Source organism: Enterobacter sp. CCUG 70166, assembly GCF_020224095.1.
Taxonomy (GTDB): domain Bacteria; phylum Pseudomonadota; class Gammaproteobacteria; order Enterobacterales; family Enterobacteriaceae; genus Enterobacter; species Enterobacter intestinihominis.
This window is the reverse complement of sequence record NZ_NRIQ01000039.1, coordinates 42,153-58,177: the sequence shown is the minus strand read 5'-3', so window position 1 is coordinate 58,177 and position 16,025 is coordinate 42,153. Positions and strand designations below refer to the sequence as shown.

Here is a 16,025-nt window from a genome sequence, read left to right as displayed (position 1 = left end):
TCATGACGGATAATCCGAATAAAAAATCGCTGTGGGACAAGATCCACATCGACCCTGCCATGCTGCTGATCCTGCTGGCTCTGCTGGTGTACAGCGCCCTCGTTATCTGGAGCGCCAGCGGACAGGATATCGGCATGATGGAGCGTAAAGTTGGCCAGATCGCCATGGGTCTGGTCATTATGGTGGTGATGGCGCAAATACCACCGCGCGTGTATGAGGGCTGGGCGCCTTATCTCTATATTTTCTGTATCATTTTGCTGGTGGCAGTAGATGCGTTCGGTGCTATCTCGAAGGGGGCGCAACGCTGGCTGGATCTGGGGATTGTCCGCTTCCAGCCGTCAGAAATCGCCAAAATCGCCGTTCCGCTGATGGTGGCGCGCTTCATTAACCGCGACGTCTGCCCGCCGTCGTTGAAGAATACCGCCATTGCGCTGGTGCTGATTTTCCTGCCGACGCTGCTCGTGGCCGCACAGCCTGACCTCGGTACCTCGATTCTCATCGCCCTCTCCGGCCTGTTCGTCCTGTTCCTGTCCGGCCTGAGCTGGCGTCTGATCGGCATCGCGGTGGTCCTGCTGGCTGCCTTTATTCCTATTCTCTGGTTCTTCCTGATGCATGATTACCAGCGCCAGCGCGTGATGATGCTGCTCGATCCCGAGACCGATCCGCTGGGCGCAGGCTATCATATTATTCAGTCGAAGATTGCGATTGGCTCCGGCGGCCTGCGCGGAAAAGGCTGGCTGCACGGGACACAGTCGCAGCTCGAATTTTTACCGGAACGCCACACCGACTTTATCTTTGCCGTTCTGGCTGAGGAGTTAGGGCTGGTTGGCATCCTGGTTCTGCTTGCACTCTACGTGCTGTTGATCATGCGTGGGCTCTACATTGCCGCACGCGCACAGACCACCTTTGGCCGGGTTATGGCGGGTGGATTAATGTTGATTTTGTTCGTTTATGTCTTCGTAAATATTGGTATGGTGAGTGGTATTCTGCCGGTTGTTGGCGTACCGCTGCCGCTGGTGAGTTACGGGGGCTCGGCACTGATCGTGTTGATGGCCGGGTTTGGTATCGTCATGTCGATCCATACCCACAGGAAAATGTTGTCCAAAAGCGTATAAAAATAAGGGGATCGCAATGCGTAAGCAGTGGCTGGGGATCTGCATCGCAGCAAGTTTACTTGCCGCCTGTACAAGTGATGATGGTCAGCAACAGGCAACCGTCGCGCCGCCGCAGCCTGCGGTCTGTAATGGCCCGATTGTTGAAATTAGCGGTGCCGATCCCGTTTATGAACCGCTGAACGCCAGCGTGAATCAGGATTATCAGCGCGACGGTAAAAGCTATAAAATCGTTCAGGATCCTTCCCGTTTCAGCCAGGCCGGCTTTGCTGCCATCTATGACGCTGAGCCAGGCAGCAATCTGACCGCGTCAGGTGAAACCTTCGATCCGATGCAGATCACGGCGGCACACCCGACACTGCCTATTCCAAGCTATGCGCGCATCACTAACCTGGCGAATGGCCGGATGATCGTGGTACGTATCAACGATCGTGGCCCTTACGGCAACGATCGCGTGATCTCCCTGTCACGCGCGGCAGCCGACCGTCTGAATACCTCAAATAATACAAAAGTGCGTATCGACCCGATTATCGTGGCGCAGGATGGTTCGCTGTCTGGCCCGGGCACGGCCTGTACCACGGTCGCGAAACAGACCTACGCCCTGCCCGCACGCCCGGATCTAAGCGGTGGTATGGGGGGCGCTTCAATGCCAGCAGAGCCCGCGCAGCCGCAGGGTGAAGTGCACGCCATCAGCAACGATACGCTACAAAGTGAAGATGCGACAGGCGCCCCGGTGAAAAGCAGTGGTTTCCTTGGTGCACCCACCACGTTAGCGCCGGGCGTGATTGAATCAAATGAACCTGCCCCAGCGCCTGCGCCCGTTGTTGCTGCACCCGCTGCACAACCCGCTCCGGTAACCGCACCGGCTGCTACGCAGACTGCGGCGCCTGCGACGGCGAGCGGCAGCTACGTGGTTCAGGTTGGCGCCGTCAGCGATCGGGCCCGTGCAGAGCAGTATCAGCAGCGTTTAAGCCAGCAGTTTGGCGTGCCAGGCCGCGTTGAGCAAAACGGTGCGGTATGGCGGATCCAGATGGGTCCGTTTGCCAGCAAATCGCAGGCAGCGTCCCTGCAACAGCGTTTGCAGAGCGAGGCGCAGCTCCAGTCGTTTATCGCTGTTGCGAAGTAATTAATCGGTGGTATCCGAAATGTCAGTTTGTGTAAACCACATTAACACTCTCATGATGAAAGTCGGATGCCTGCCCGTATAGCATTTGCTATAGTAAGGCACTTTTTTTAATTCCATCACGGATGTCGTAGTTCTGACCATGAAGACCACTTTTTCTGCTCGTTTTGTGCAGCGCATGGCGCTGACCACGGCCCTTTGCGCTGCTGCGTTCTCCGCAGCTCACGCGGATGACCTGAACATCAAGACCATGATCCCTGGCGTTCCGCAGATCGACGCGGAATCCTACATCCTGATTGATTACAACTCCGGCAAAGTTCTGGCAGAACAGAACGCCGATGCCCGCCGCGACCCGGCCAGCCTGACCAAAATGATGACCAGCTATGTTATCGGCCAGGCCATGAAAGCGGGTAAATTTAAAGAAACCGATCTGGTGACTATCGGTAACGATGCGTGGGCAACCGGCAACCCGGTGTTCAAAGGTTCATCGCTGATGTTCCTGAAGCCAGGCATGCAGGTTCCGGTCTCTCAGCTTATCCGTGGCATCAACTTGCAGTCCGGTAACGACGCCTGCGTGGCAATGGCCGATTTTGCAGCGGGCAGCCAGGACGCGTTTGTGGGCCTGATGAACAGCTACGTCTCTGCGCTGGGCCTGAAAAACAGCCACTTCCAGACCGTTCACGGCCTGGACGCCGAAGGTCAGTACAGCTCCGCGCGTGACATGGCGCTGATCGGTCAGGCGCTGATCCGCGATGTGCCAAACGAGTACTCTATCTACAAAGAGAAAGAGTTCACCTTCAACGGTATTCGTCAGACCAACCGTAACGGCCTGCTGTGGGACAATAGCCTGAACGTCGACGGCATCAAAACTGGTCACACCGACAAAGCTGGCTATAACCTGGTGGCTTCTGCCACTGAAGGCCAGATGCGTCTGATCTCTGCCGTGATGGGGGGCCGCACGTTTAAAGGACGCGAAACGGAAAGTAAAAAACTGCTGACCTGGGGCTTCCGCTTCTTCGAAACCGTGAATCCGCTGAAAGCCGGTAAAGAATTTGCCTCTGAACCTGTCTGGTTTGGCGATAACGACCGTGCTTCCCTGGGTGTGGACAAAGATCTCTATCTGACGATCCCACGCGGTCGTATGAAAGATCTGAAAGCCAGCTACGTGCTGAATACCACCGAGCTGCACGCCCCGCTGCAAAAGAATCAGGTCGTGGGTACCATCAACTTCCAGCTGGATGGCAAAACCATCGATCAGCGCCCGCTGGTGGTGCTGGAGGAAATTCCTGAAGGCAATTTCTTCGGCAAAATCATTGATTACATTAAGCTGATGTTCCATCACTGGTTTGGTTAAAAATTGAACACTTGAAAGTGTGATTTTGATCCCCATATACTACGTATCAGTAAAACTCCCGCCCCGTGGCGGGAGTTATTATTTTTTATACACACGCCGGAGCTGACATGAAAACCAAACTTAACGAACTGCTTGAATTCCCTACCCCTTTTACTTACAAAGTAATGGGTCTGGCGAAACCTGAGCTGGTTGATCAGGTGGTTGAAGTGGTACAGCGCCATGCGCCGGGCGACTACTCTCCATCAGTCAAACCGAGCAGCAAAGGTAACTACCACTCGGTCTCAATCACCATCACTGCGACACACATTGAGCAGGTTGAGACGCTGTACGAAGAGCTCGGCAATATTGAAATTGTTCGTATGGTGCTGTAGTCCTTCTGCGGTTACCCGGTTTGCCGGGTAACCCACTTCCCCGCTGTGATATACTCCCCGTTACCTATTCTCCCTTGTCTTCGGAGACATCCTTTTGTACCAGGATAAAATTCTTGTCCGCCATCTTGGGCTACAGCCTTACGAGCCTGTCTCTCAGGCTATGCATGACTTTACCGACAGGCGCGATGACACCACGCCTGATGAAATCTGGCTGGTTGAACACCTGCCGGTGTTCACTCAAGGCCAGGCAGGAAAAGCCGAACATTTATTGATGACGGGCGATATCCCGGTGATCCAGAGCGATCGCGGTGGACAGGTGACCTACCACGGCCCGGGCCAGCAGGTGATGTATGTTCTGCTTAACCTGAAACGCAGAAAGCTGGGCGTGCGTGAGCTCGTGACCTTACTGGAGCAAACCGTGGTGAATACGCTGGCTGAGTACGATATTGACGCTCACCCTCGCGCCGATGCCCCGGGCGTTTATGTGGGAGAGATGAAGATCTGTTCGCTGGGGCTGCGTATCCGAAAAGGCTGCTCGTTCCACGGGCTGGCGCTGAATATCAATATGGATTTGGCCCCCTTCCAGCGCATCAACCCATGTGGGTATGCCGGTATGGAAATGACGCAAATGCGCCAGTGGGTCGATACCGCCACGCCTGACAATATCCGGCCCGTGCTTCTGAAGAACTTTTTAGCACTGCTTAACAATCCCACCTACGAATATATTGCTGCTTAACTTACCTTGGGCAGTGGCTCAATTATTTGACCAGCCACTGCTTAATTACCGCATTTACGCTTTACAATAAACCGCATATTCTATATTTTCGAGTCGCCCATATATTAGCGTCACATATTAATTAGAACCTTAATAGAACCATCACCGGGTTTCGTGTAACGTGCGTGACAATCACCCAACTGCTTGTTTTCGACAAATAATGGAAACTTACTAAACACTTTACGAATCTCTGCAAGCATAATAAATAAATTCAACTATCATTCATATTGTGAATGGATACGGAGTAAGAGCGTGGAGCCTACTAATTTACCAGCCAAACGCCTGAATGAAACCAGCGGCGAAGATAAGCCGCAAATTTTTCGGACTTTACGTAATATTGATCTCAATTTATTGACTATTTTTGAGGCGGTATATGTCCATAAAGGTATCGTTAATGCTGCGAAAATTCTTAATCTCACGCCCTCTGCTATTAGCCAGTCAATTCAAAAATTGCGCGCGATATTTCCCGATCCGTTATTTATTCGTAAAGGCCAGGGCGTAACCCCAACTGCGTACGCCACCCATCTGCACGAGTACATCAGCCAGGGTCTGGAATCAATACTGGGCGCGCTGGATCTCACCGGCAGTTATGATAAGCAACGAACTATCACCATAGGCACCTCTCCCTCAGTGGGCGTTCTGGTCATGCCGGCCATCTATCAGGCGGTGAAACAGCATGCGCCACAGTTGCTTATTCGCAACGTGCCCGTCACCGATCCGGAAACACAGCTGGCGCAATTCCAGACGGACCTGATCATCGACGGCAATAGCTTTACGGCCAGAGCGTTAGGGCATAACGTACTTTATACCGACACTCTGGCGCTCGTTTGTCGTCAGGCTCACCCTGCGTTGAGCGCACCTTTGACGCCAGAAAATTTGCGCCATTACGAACATGCGACATTTATGTCCGAAGGACAGGGTCAGGATCCGCTGCGACAACGTATTGACGAACTGTTCCCGGACCGTCCGATCAGCTTTAGCAGTTACAATATGTTTACCCTCGCGGCCCTGATTGGCAGCAGCGACTTGCTCTGTATAATGCCTGTGCGTCTCTTCACTTTGCTTCAAAAGTGCTGGCCACTGGAGAGCATTCCATTAAGTCAACTTACGACGGAATCTATTGAAATCTCACTGCATTACAACAAGCTAAGCCTGCGCGATCCGGTGCTGGAAATCGTCATCAATGTGATCCGCCAGACTTTTTGATCCGCCTTTCAGCGTAAGGCCCTGCCGCATGCGGGGCAAAAGGCACAAAACAACAACTATTTTACAAATTGGCGACCTGGCAGGCTGCTTTACCGCCCCTTTAAATGTTATACTGCCTGTCGTTCGTTCAAAAATAGTTGATAATTACAACATTCCCTTGAATTGAAACGCTTTCCTTCGATATTCGCAACTGGAACACGCACGCTATGAGTAAACCCATTGTGATGGAACGCGGTGTTAAATACCGCGATGCCGATAAAATGGCCCTTATCCCGGTTAAAAACGTGGCTACAGAGCGCGAGGCGCTGTTAAGAAAACCGGAATGGATGAAAATTAAACTTCCGGCTGACTCTTCGCGTATTCAGGGGATCAAAGCGGCGATGCGCAAAAATGGCCTCCACTCTGTCTGTGAAGAGGCCTCCTGCCCTAACCTTGCTGAATGTTTCAATCACGGTACCGCGACGTTTATGATTCTGGGTGCCATCTGCACCCGCCGCTGTCCGTTCTGTGACGTTGCTCATGGCCGTCCTGTTGCGCCTGACGCTAACGAACCGCAAAAACTGGCGCAGACCATTGCCGATATGGCGCTGCGTTATGTTGTTATCACCTCCGTTGACCGTGACGATCTGCGCGATGGAGGTGCTCAGCATTTCGCTGACTGCATTACCGCCATCCGCGAAAAAAGCCCGAACATTAAGATTGAGACGCTGGTGCCGGACTTCCGTGGCCGTATGGACCGCGCGCTCGATATCCTGACCGCGACGCCACCAGACGTGTTCAACCACAACCTGGAGAACGTACCGCGTATCTACCGTCAGGTGCGTCCAGGTGCAGATTACAACTGGTCGCTGAAGCTGCTGGAGCGCTTTAAAGAAGCCCATCCGCATATTCCTACCAAGTCTGGCCTGATGGTGGGACTGGGTGAAACCAACGCTGAGATCATTGAAGTGATGCGCGATCTGCGTCGCCACGGCGTCACCATGCTGACGCTTGGCCAGTACCTACAGCCAAGCCGTCACCACCTGCCTGTACAGCGTTACGTGAGTCCGGATGAGTTCGATGAAATGAAAGCCGAAGCGATGGCGATGGGCTTTACCCACGCTGCGTGCGGTCCGTTTGTTCGCTCCTCTTATCACGCCGATATGCAGGCGAAGGGCGAAGAAGTGAAATAAAGCTGTAAAACTTATTTACAGTAAAACAAAAAACCGGCCTCGTGAGCCGGTTTTTTTATGCAAGCCTTGCAGCATTGCCATTACTCTTTGTGTGAAAGCTTCTGTGCTGCGATGTCATCTTCGGCACTTTTCTTCGCTGCCGCGTCGCCATCGTTCATTGCTTTCTTAAAGCCTTTAATGGCAGCACCCAGGTCTCCACCCAGCGTGCGTAACTTCTTGGTACCGAACAGCAGGACGACCAGTGCGGCAACCACCAGCAGTTTGGTAATACTAATCTCACCCATAAATACCTTCTTTACATGAAACAGGCTGCATTCAGCGCCAAAGAAACCTGAACGTATTAACGGTCATCAGGCGCGCGCACACAATAGCAATCTGTAACAAGGTGAATCAAGCATTGTTGAAAAAAACATCATATTAATTGCGGTGGCGCAAACCTGCGGTTGCGCAGAACAGGTAATTGCTGACGCGCAAGCGTTATTCGTGCTGACGTTATCTCTGTCAGCAGTAAAGCAGGCGCTTCCGCCGCCGCGGCTACGGTCACTCCCAGCGGATCGACAACCCTGCTCTGCCCGATATTTTTATTGCCACATTCACCCGCAGCCACTACATAGCAGGTGGTGTCCAGCGCGCGTGCGGCCAGTAGCGTTACCCAGTGATGCTCCTTAAGCGGTCCTCTGACCCACGCGGCGGGCAGAACCAGCACCTCGGCCCCCTGTAGTGCCAGGTTCAGCGCCAGCTCCGGAAAACGGATATCGTAGCAGGTCATCAGGCCAACCTTAAAACCCTCCACCTCAATCAGCGGCGGAATTACACTCCCCGGATCGACCAGTCGCGACTCCTGGACGCTGAACGCATCATACAGATGAAGTTTGGCGTAGCTTGCGACAATAGCGCCTTCACGTATCGCCACCAGCGTGTTCACCGCCCGCCCCGGCGTGGAGGGAACATGGATAGTCAAAATGGTGGTGAGCGCGTTACCGACGCTTTCGGCCAGCAGTCGTTTCAGAAACGCCCCTTCCAGCATTTGCGCAGACTTTACCGACAGGTCCGGATCGCCATCATCGCGCGCCAGTAACGCTTCAGGAAGCACCAGCAGTGCCGCCCCTTTTTGCTTCGCCTGGTTCATCAGGGAGATGCACTTGTCCGCGTTTTCATTCCAGTCCGGCGTCACCGCAAACTGCCCTACTGCAACATACATAATTGTCTCCCGGTTAAAAACAGCGTTACACTCGACGCACTTACACAGCAAATAGCAGGTATTGACAGTGTTACAACTACTTATAGCCGTTTTTATTGGTGGGGGCACGGGTAGCGTTGCGCGCTGGCTCTTAAGCATGCGGTTTAACCCGCTGCATCAGGCCATTCCGATGGGGACACTGGCGGCAAACCTGATCGGGGCATTTATCATCGGGATGGGGCTGGCGTGGTTTAATCGCATGACCAACATCGACCCTATGTGGAAGGTATTGATTACGACCGGTTTCTGCGGCGGTTTAACGACGTTTTCTACCTTCTCTGCGGAGGTGGTGTTTCTGTTTCAGGAAGGCCGGATGGGCTGGGCGCTGACGAACATTGCCGTTAACATGCTTGGCTCGTTTGCGATGACTGCGATCGCATTCTGGTTATTTTCCTCCGCCAGCGGACATTAAGCGCGACAACCTTAATGTTGGCTTAATTTTTCTCTGTCATTCTTGGCTCAATATTGAACGAGGGTGATAGCATGAGAGAGAATCTGTCAGGCGTGGGTATGGTATTGCTAAGCGTCACGATCGTCGCCAGCTTTCTGAAGATCTATCTTTTTGGTTGATTCATAACGAAAAAAACCCGCTCATTGAGCGGGTTTTGAAATTCTTGCTGACGCGTCTGAATTACAGAGCGATTACGTTAGCAGCAGAAGGGCCTTTGGCACCGTTAGTGATTTCGAACTCTACGCGCTGACCTTCAGCCAGAGTTTTGAAACCATTAGACTGGATTGCAGAGAAGTGTACGAACACGTCTTTGCTGCCATCTTCAGGAGTAATGAAACCGAATCCTTTGGACTCATTAAACCACTTAACGTTACCTTTAATCTTAGACATCAAAATTACCTTTACATTAAAAAACGACACAAATGCTGTGTCGGGTATCAGTACAACAATTGTGAGGCGTTTTGTCCAGCGGATCTTTGATAAAAAGTGACAAAAGTCGCGTTAATTTTCGCTGTCCGATTTTTATCCTTTACATTTCAATGTCTGTGCGTTTTTTGGCCGATTTACCAGACAAATTCAGTTAAAACTGAAACCGCATCCAGGCAAAGTAAACGTTACCGTTGTTATACGTACCCGGTATGTAGGTCATCTGAAACGTTGCAGGACCATAGCCGATGGAGGCAAGCGGCAACAGTACCGGAACAGGAATGTATTTCCAGTTATCACGCGCCGTGAACCCTGCCGTATAGCCCAGCCCAAGACGGAAGTTGTCGTCTGATAACGGACGCCAGGTTTTTTCCCAGCCGTAGCCACCAATAGGCTCCCATTTATTGTAGGAGTCCTTAAACGCCATCAGGTACAGGCCATGCCAGTTACCTTTTTCATCCCAGCGAGACTGACCGAAACCAGCCCCCCACGGACGCTCGTTATAACGGTCTGTTTTTTCTTTATCGTAGGCAAAACGTGCATGCCACGTAATGGCCGGAATATAGAGATCGTAATGTTCAGGTTCGTTCCATGTTTGCGCAACGTTATCCGTGAAGGTGGTGAACCAGCTTTTATCCGCTGTATTGCTCTGTGCATTAACAGCAGACGCAAATGATAACTGCGCAATAATAAACAATAAAATCAGGGGGAATTTAATTCGTACAATCACAATGCCATTACCATATTTAGTATTCGGTGCAGACCTTAGCACAGAATACTTGAATGAACGCTTAACAGCATGGGTGTTATTCCTAATTACCATCCCGCTCCTGAGAATAGTCTGACGATACATAAACTGCATGCCTGAATAAGCACATGCAGTTGACATTTTTAACGTTGATGTAACAATTTGTAGAGTGCGGGAATAACTAACATCGACAATAACGGTGCAGTAACCATGCCACCAATCATCGGTGCAGCAATACGTTGCATCACCTCCGAGCCACTCCCATTGCCCCACATGATGGGCAGCAGTCCCGCCATAATAGTGGCGACCGTCATCACCTTCGGACGCACGCGCAGCACGGCACCTTCGTGGATCGCCCGCAATAGCACCGTATTTCCCCCTTCTGGCTCAAGCCTGTGATATTTATCAAGCGCATGATTCAAATATAGAACCATAATTACGCCGAATTCTGCTGCCACCCCGGAAAGGGCGATAAAGCCAACGGCCCCCGCCACAGACAAATTATATTCAAGCAGCCATAATAACCACACCCCACCAATAAGCGCGAAAGGCAATGTCCCCATTATTATCAGGACATTTGATATCCGCCTGAAGGTTAACCATAAAAGGATGAATATAATCATCAGCGTGACAGGTAAGACTATTTTAAGCGTCGCGGTCGCCCGTTCCAGATATTCAAACTGCCCGGACCAGGAGAGAGATACGCCCTGCGGCAATAGCACCTTCTCCTCCACCCGTTTTTGCATTTCATCTACGGCGGACTTCAGATCGCGCCCGCGTAAGTCCACGTAGATCCAGCTGGAAAGGCGCGCGTTTTCACTTTTTAGCATCGGTGGGCCTTCCGTCACGACGATATCGGCCAGTTCCCCCAGCGCCACCTGGCTACCGCTGGCGGTTACTACCGGCAACACCCGCAACGTGTCGACGTTATCACGCAAATCGCGGGGATAACGCAGGTTGATGGGGTACCGCTCGCGTCCCTGGATCACCTCACCAATGTTATCGCCCCCGACCAGCGTGGAGACCAGGCTTTGCAGTTCATCGACGGAAACGCCGTAGCGCGCGGCTTTTTGCCGGTCGATACGAATATCCACGTAGCGCCCGCCTTCCAGTCGCTCCGCCAGCGCCGAGGAGACGCCAGGAACGTCCTTCACCACCTGCTCAATCTGCCGGGCCACGCGCTCAATGTCGGCAATATTATTGCCGTTCACCTTAATGCCGACCGGGCTTTTGATCCCGGTTGCCAGCATGTCCAGACGGTTACGGACAGGGGGCACCCACACATTGGCAATGCCCGGCAGCGACACGGTTTTATCGAGCTCCTCCACCAGCTTTTGCGGCGTCATTCCAGGCCGCCACTGCTCGCGGGGCTTAAAGTGGATAGTTGTTTCCAGCATGGTTAATGGCGCGGGATCGGTTGCCGACTCCGCCCGACCAGCTTTGCCAAACACGCTCGCCACCTCCGGTACGCTTTTGATCAAGCGGTCCGTCAGCTGAAGCAGCCGCGATGCCTCGCGAGCAGAGATCCCCGGCAGCGTGGAGGGCATATAGAGTAAATCCCCTTCCTCCAGCGGCGGCATAAACTCACTGCCCAGGCGGCTCAGCGGCCAGAGCGTGGCGATCAGCAGCAGACATGCCAGTGCCAGCGTCGTTTTCGGGAAGGTCAGTACCTTATCAAGCAGCGGCTCATACAGGCGGATCAGGAGGCGGTTTATCGGGTTTGCCTTCTCATCCGGGATTTTCCCGCGGATAAAGAAGCCCATTAGCACCGGCACCAGAGTGATCCCAAGCCCGGCGGCCACGGCCATCGACCAGGTTTTGGTGAACGCCAGCGGCGAGAACATTCGCCCCTCCTGCGCTTCCAGCGAAAATACCGGTATAAATGACAGCGTGATGATTAACAGGCTGCAAAACAGCGCCGGTCCCACTTCAACCGCCGCCTTTTCCGCCAGACGCCAGTACTCTCCCGACGCAGGCTCCTTGCCCGGATTATCATGCCGCCACTGCTCCAGCACCTTGTGCATATTTTCAATCATGACAATTGCCGCATCCACCATCGCTCCGATGGCAATGGCGATCCCGCCGAGCGACATCATATTCGCGTTAATGCCCTGATAGTGCATCACCACAAAAGCCCCGAGGATCCCCAGCGGCAGAGAAACCATCGCCACCAGCGCGGAACGCAGGTGGAACAGGAACAGCGCGCACACCAGTACCACCACGGCAAACTCTTCGAGCAGCTTGTGCGTCAGCGTTTTGACCGACTCCTCAATCAGCGTGGAGCGATCGTAGACCGGAACAATCTCGACGCCCTGCGGCAGCGTTTTTTGCAGCTCGCTCAGTTTCGCTTTTACCGCGCGAAGGGTTTCCAGCGCGTTCTGCCCGTAGCGCATCACGATTACGCCGCCAGCAACCTCCCCTTCACCGTTAAGCTCCGCCACGCCCCGGCGGATCTCCGGGCCAATGCCAATGGTGGCGACATCTTTCAGCAGGACAGGTACGCCATTGCGGGTGGCGATCACCACATAGCGAAAATCCTCCAGCGAGCGCAAATAGCCCGTTGTCCGCACCATATACTCCGCTTCGCCCATCTCCAGCAGGGCGCCGCCGCTCTCTTTATTGGCGGCCTGCACCGCGCCGGATAGCTGGCTGTGGGTAATATTCAGCGCGCGCATTTTCGCCGGGTCCGCCACGATCTGATACTGACGCACCATTCCGCCAATGCTTGCCACTTCAGATACATTCGGTACCGTCTTAAGCTCGAACTTAAGCGTCCAGTCCTGAAGGGCCCGCAGATCTGCCAGGCTGTGTTTTCCACTACGGTCGATCAGCGCATATTCGTAGATCCAGCCCACGCCCGTCGCATCCGGCCCCAGCGACACCTTCACGCCCGGCGGAAACTGCGCCTGTACCTGGCTTAAATATTCCAGCACCCGGGATCGCGCCCAGTAAAGATCGGTACCATCCTCAAACAGCACATACACATAAGCGTCACCAAACATTGAAAAACCGCGCACGGTTTTGGCACCCGGCACAGACAACATGGAGGTTGTCAGCGGCCAGGTCACCTGATCTTCAATCACCTGCGGCGCTTTCCCGGGGTAACTCGCTTTGATAATGACCTGCACATCAGACAGATCGGGCAACGCGTCCAGCGGCGCGCGCTGCACCGCCCACCAGCCCCAGCTGGCCATCATCAGCGCGGCCAGGATCACCAGCAGGCGGTTACGCAACGAGGCGCGAATCACAGCGGCAATCATGGCGTCACCTCCGGCATCACGCTACGCAGGCTGGCTTCGGAATCAATCAGGAATTGCCCGGACGTCACCACCTTATCGCCCTCTTTGACCCCGGACAGGATCGCCGTCCAGCCCTGCGCCGTCAGGCCGGTTTTCACCGTCACAGGCTGGAAATAACCGTCCCCGGTAGCCAGCAGCAGACGCGCAGACTCTCCGCTGTTAATCACCGCTTCTTCCGGCACCGCCAGCACCGGCGGGCCTTTCAGCTCTTCCGCACGCCTGACGGAGAGGTACATGCCCGGCTTCAGCTTATATGCGGAATTTTCCAGCACGATACGGGCTTTCAGGGTTCGCGTGGCCGCCTCCATCTGCGGCAGCAATTCGCTGACCGTGCCGTGGAACTGCTCCCCCGGCCAGCTTTCTGAGGTTGCTACCACCTTACTGCCCACCGTCAGAGACTGCGCCTGCGTTTGCGGGTAGTCGACCACCAGCCAGACCGGATCGAGGCTGGCGATCTCAAACAGCGGCGCCGTTGCGGTGATTTGCGCCCCTTCCCGCACGTCCAGCTTCACCACATAGCCCGCCCGGTCGGTGCGCAGAATGAGCGTGGTCTGCGGCTTACCGCTACGCTCCAGCAAACGAATGACCTCTTCTGGCATAAACTGCAACGCCAGCCGCTCGCGAGCGGCGCGGGTCAATGCGGCATCGCCAAGCTGACGAACCGCGAGATACTCCTGCTGGGCGGCGGTCCACTGCGGGATCCACAGTTGCGCCAGCGCCTCTCCGGCTTTTACCTGCTGCTGCGGCGCATTAACAAACAATTTTGACACCACGCCATTGGCCGGGGCTGACAACACCGAGACGTTACGTTCATCCGTTGCAACCGTGGCAAAGGCCGAGAACGGCGAAACCAGCTGGCGCATCTCAACGTTGGCGGTTTTCATCCCCAGGTTTTGCTGCTGTTGAGTGCTGATGGCCACGCCTGACGCCGTCTGCGCTTCATCGGCGTAGCGTGGGACCAGATCCATATCCATAAAGGGGGATTTACCCGGCTTATCGAAGCGCTGACCGGGCACCATGGGGTCGTACCAGTAAAGCACCTTGCGTTCTGAGGGTTGTGAAGCCGCATCCGGCTGATGCGTCTGCTTCTGTCCGACAAAATAGCCGCCAACGGCAGCTATCGCGATGGCAATCGCCATTAACGTTGTTTTTTTCATTGCGCCAGCTCCTGCGGGATCAGCCAGTTCACGGCAGCCCAGGTTCGCGCCATTTCGCGCTCCGCCTGGTTCACCGCCAGTTCCGTATCCAGTACGCCACGACGCGCCTCCAGCAGGGCCGGAAGCGCCGACTGTCCAGAACGATATTGCGCCGTCAGCACCGCCAGCCGTTGTCGCTGCAACGGTAGTACCTCGTCCCGCTGACGCTGCCACACCGTTTGCGCAGCCTGATACTGCGCCACCAGCGTTTGCACCTGGGCAATGTGTTCGCGTTTGAGCAGCGTCAGTTGATCCACCGCCTGCATTGAGCGGGAAACATCGGCGGCGTAATCCTTGTCCTGACGTTTTGACTGGAACAAAGGCAGATCCACGCTGAACATCACGCCAGCCATATCGTCATAGCCTTCGGCGCGGTGGGCGTAATAGACCTCCACATCCACATCGGGTATCGCTGCCACGGCAGATTGCGCTGAACGCGCTTTCGCGGTCTCTGCTTCACGTCGCGCGGCCTCCACTTCCGGGTGTCTGGCAATCCCCTCCTGCAACGTTTTTTCATCGGCAGGAAGGCGCTGATAGCGCGGCAGCGGACCGCGAACCGCCGTAATAGCGTGCCCTGTTAGCTCCAGCAGACGGCTTTGCGCCAGCTGCACATCCCGCTGCGCCAGCGTCTCTTTGTCGCGCATGGCGCTGAGGATCATTTGCAGGGCCAGTACGCTGTCCGGCGTTGCGCCTCCCGCCCCGACGCTCGCCTTCTGCACGCCCCGCTGGCGTTCCGTTTCACGGACCAGCGTTCTGGCCGTTTTCAGCGCCTGCTGTGCCAGCGCCAGATCCAGCCAGGCCTGGGCGGTATCACGCTGAAGCGCGGCACGTACGGCCTCGGATTTTGCCAGCACGCTTCGCGCCTGCGCCTGAAAAGTCTGTGCTTTACGTTCCCGCTTCTCTGAGCTGACGTAGCTTTGCATGATGCCAACCTTCTGCATGGTCATCCCTTCGCGCGTAAGCCGCCGATCGTTGCTGCCCTGTACCGGCACGTTTTCAATACCGAATTTCAATTTTGGATCAGGTAATTGCGTGGCGGAATCCGCCATCGCATCCAGCGCCTGCGCTTCGTTACGGCTGGCGGAGAGTTCTGCCGAGTAGCGCTGGGCTTCGGTCAGGGTGTGTTCGAGCGTCCACGGCTCCGCCTGCGCGGCGGAGGTTAACAGGCCGAACAACACCCCACCGAGCCACAGGCTCAGTGTGTGTTGTTTCATGGTGACCTCGCTTAGCGCGCTGGCGCCAGCGAGATAATCTGGAAACCGTCACCCGCACGCTCAAGCGTGAAGGTCACCTCATCCCCCGGTTTGGCGCCATTCAGCGTGGCGCCGGCAGATAAAGTAAACGGCATGGTCATCGCTGGCCATTTTAGTTCCGGTATGGCCTCGTGACGGAGCATGACGGCATTGTCAGAGATCGACTGAACCACGCCGCGGCCCTGCCAGGTCTGGTTTGCCTGAACGGTATAAGAAGCGAAAGAGATGGACGCGCCAACCAGCGCGGAAAGGAATAGGGTACGCATGATAAAACTCCTGTTAAACGTTAAGTAAATAAA

At 54.7% G+C, this 16,025-nt stretch carries 16 protein-coding genes; 8 read left to right on the top strand and 8 right to left on the bottom strand.

Annotated features, from left to right (window positions below; translation table 11 throughout):
- The first annotated feature begins 2 nt into the window (after positions 1-2).
- The 7 genes from mrdB (at position 3) to lipA (ending at position 7,113) form a co-directional block, all read left to right on the top strand.
- Positions 3-1,115 (top strand): peptidoglycan glycosyltransferase MrdB, encoded by a 1,113-nt coding sequence (mrdB, locus tag CKK19_RS17820; RefSeq protein ID WP_022647428.1) that lies wholly within the window; start codon positions 3-5, stop codon positions 1,113-1,115.
- 16 nt (positions 1,116-1,131) lie between these two features.
- Positions 1,132-2,238 carry an endolytic peptidoglycan transglycosylase RlpA gene (gene rlpA / locus CKK19_RS17815; RefSeq protein WP_022647427.1) on the top strand — a complete coding sequence of 369 codons (1,107 nt, stop codon included), beginning with the start codon at positions 1,132-1,134 and terminating at the stop codon, positions 2,236-2,238.
- Between the two features lie 139 nt (positions 2,239-2,377).
- Positions 2,378-3,589: a D-alanyl-D-alanine carboxypeptidase DacA gene (gene dacA, locus CKK19_RS17810; RefSeq protein ID WP_003858714.1), complete on the top strand. Its 1,212-nt coding sequence runs from the start codon at positions 2,378-2,380 to the stop codon at positions 3,587-3,589.
- A 107-nt stretch (positions 3,590-3,696) separates the two neighbouring features.
- Positions 3,697-3,960 carry a DUF493 family protein YbeD gene (gene ybeD / locus CKK19_RS17805; RefSeq protein WP_003858718.1) on the top strand — a complete coding sequence of 88 codons (264 nt, stop codon included), beginning with the start codon at positions 3,697-3,699 and terminating at the stop codon, positions 3,958-3,960.
- A gap of 94 nt (positions 3,961-4,054) precedes the next feature.
- A complete protein-coding gene (gene lipB / locus CKK19_RS17800) occupies positions 4,055-4,696 on the top strand; it encodes a lipoyl(octanoyl) transferase LipB (RefSeq protein WP_023299587.1) in 642 nt (213 codons plus the stop codon).
- Between the two features lie 291 nt (positions 4,697-4,987).
- Positions 4,988-5,941 (top strand): YbeF family transcriptional regulator, encoded by a 954-nt coding sequence (locus tag CKK19_RS17795; protein WP_063853987.1) that lies wholly within the window; start codon positions 4,988-4,990, stop codon positions 5,939-5,941.
- A 206-nt stretch (positions 5,942-6,147) separates the two neighbouring features.
- On the top strand, positions 6,148-7,113 hold the full coding sequence (lipA, locus tag CKK19_RS17790) for a lipoyl synthase (protein WP_006809637.1): 966 nt from the start codon (positions 6,148-6,150) through the stop codon (positions 7,111-7,113).
- An 80-nt stretch (positions 7,114-7,193) separates the two neighbouring features.
- On the opposite strand, the gene tatE is transcribed toward lipA, so the two are convergent.
- Together tatE and CKK19_RS17780 are read right to left on the bottom strand one after the other, a co-directional pair.
- On the bottom strand, positions 7,194-7,397 hold the full coding sequence (tatE, locus tag CKK19_RS17785; RefSeq protein ID WP_063853986.1) for a twin-arginine translocase subunit TatE: 204 nt from the start codon (positions 7,395-7,397) through the stop codon (positions 7,194-7,196).
- A 128-nt stretch (positions 7,398-7,525) separates the two neighbouring features.
- On the bottom strand, positions 7,526-8,314 hold the full coding sequence (locus CKK19_RS17780) for a deaminated glutathione amidase (RefSeq protein WP_022647423.1): 789 nt from the start codon (positions 8,312-8,314) through the stop codon (positions 7,526-7,528).
- 67 nt (positions 8,315-8,381) lie between these two features.
- Between CKK19_RS17780 and crcB the strand changes: the two genes are divergently transcribed.
- Complete coding sequence (crcB, locus tag CKK19_RS17775; RefSeq protein WP_017382474.1) at positions 8,382-8,765, top strand: fluoride efflux transporter CrcB; 384 nt, start codon at positions 8,382-8,384, stop codon at positions 8,763-8,765.
- Positions 8,766-8,984: 219 nt separating this feature from the next.
- Here crcB and cspE read toward each other — a convergent pair whose 3' ends face one another.
- The 6 genes from cspE to CKK19_RS17745 form a co-directional block, all read right to left on the bottom strand.
- Complete coding sequence (gene cspE / locus CKK19_RS17770) at positions 8,985-9,194, bottom strand: transcription antiterminator/RNA stability regulator CspE (RefSeq protein WP_002439184.1); 210 nt, start codon at positions 9,192-9,194, stop codon at positions 8,985-8,987.
- A 190-nt stretch (positions 9,195-9,384) separates the two neighbouring features.
- Positions 9,385-9,960 carry a lipid IV(A) palmitoyltransferase PagP gene (pagP, locus tag CKK19_RS17765; RefSeq protein ID WP_032621658.1) on the bottom strand — a complete coding sequence of 192 codons (576 nt, stop codon included), beginning with the start codon at positions 9,958-9,960 and terminating at the stop codon, positions 9,385-9,387.
- A gap of 161 nt (positions 9,961-10,121) precedes the next feature.
- Positions 10,122-13,238, bottom strand: coding sequence for an efflux RND transporter permease subunit (locus CKK19_RS17760; RefSeq protein ID WP_063853985.1), 3,117 nt, complete (start codon positions 13,236-13,238; stop codon positions 10,122-10,124).
- On the bottom strand, positions 13,235-14,434 hold the full coding sequence (locus CKK19_RS17755; RefSeq protein WP_063853984.1) for an efflux RND transporter periplasmic adaptor subunit: 1,200 nt from the start codon (positions 14,432-14,434) through the stop codon (positions 13,235-13,237). Before CKK19_RS17755 ends, CKK19_RS17760 begins: the two co-directional genes overlap by 4 nt.
- On the bottom strand, positions 14,431-15,687 hold the full coding sequence (locus CKK19_RS17750; protein ID WP_022647419.1) for a TolC family protein: 1,257 nt from the start codon (positions 15,685-15,687) through the stop codon (positions 14,431-14,433). The genes CKK19_RS17755 and CKK19_RS17750 overlap by 4 nt, the downstream gene beginning before the upstream one ends.
- 11 nt (positions 15,688-15,698) lie before the next feature.
- Complete coding sequence (locus tag CKK19_RS17745; protein ID WP_063853983.1) at positions 15,699-15,992, bottom strand: copper-binding protein; 294 nt, start codon at positions 15,990-15,992, stop codon at positions 15,699-15,701.
- Positions 15,993-16,025 lie beyond the last annotated feature (33 nt).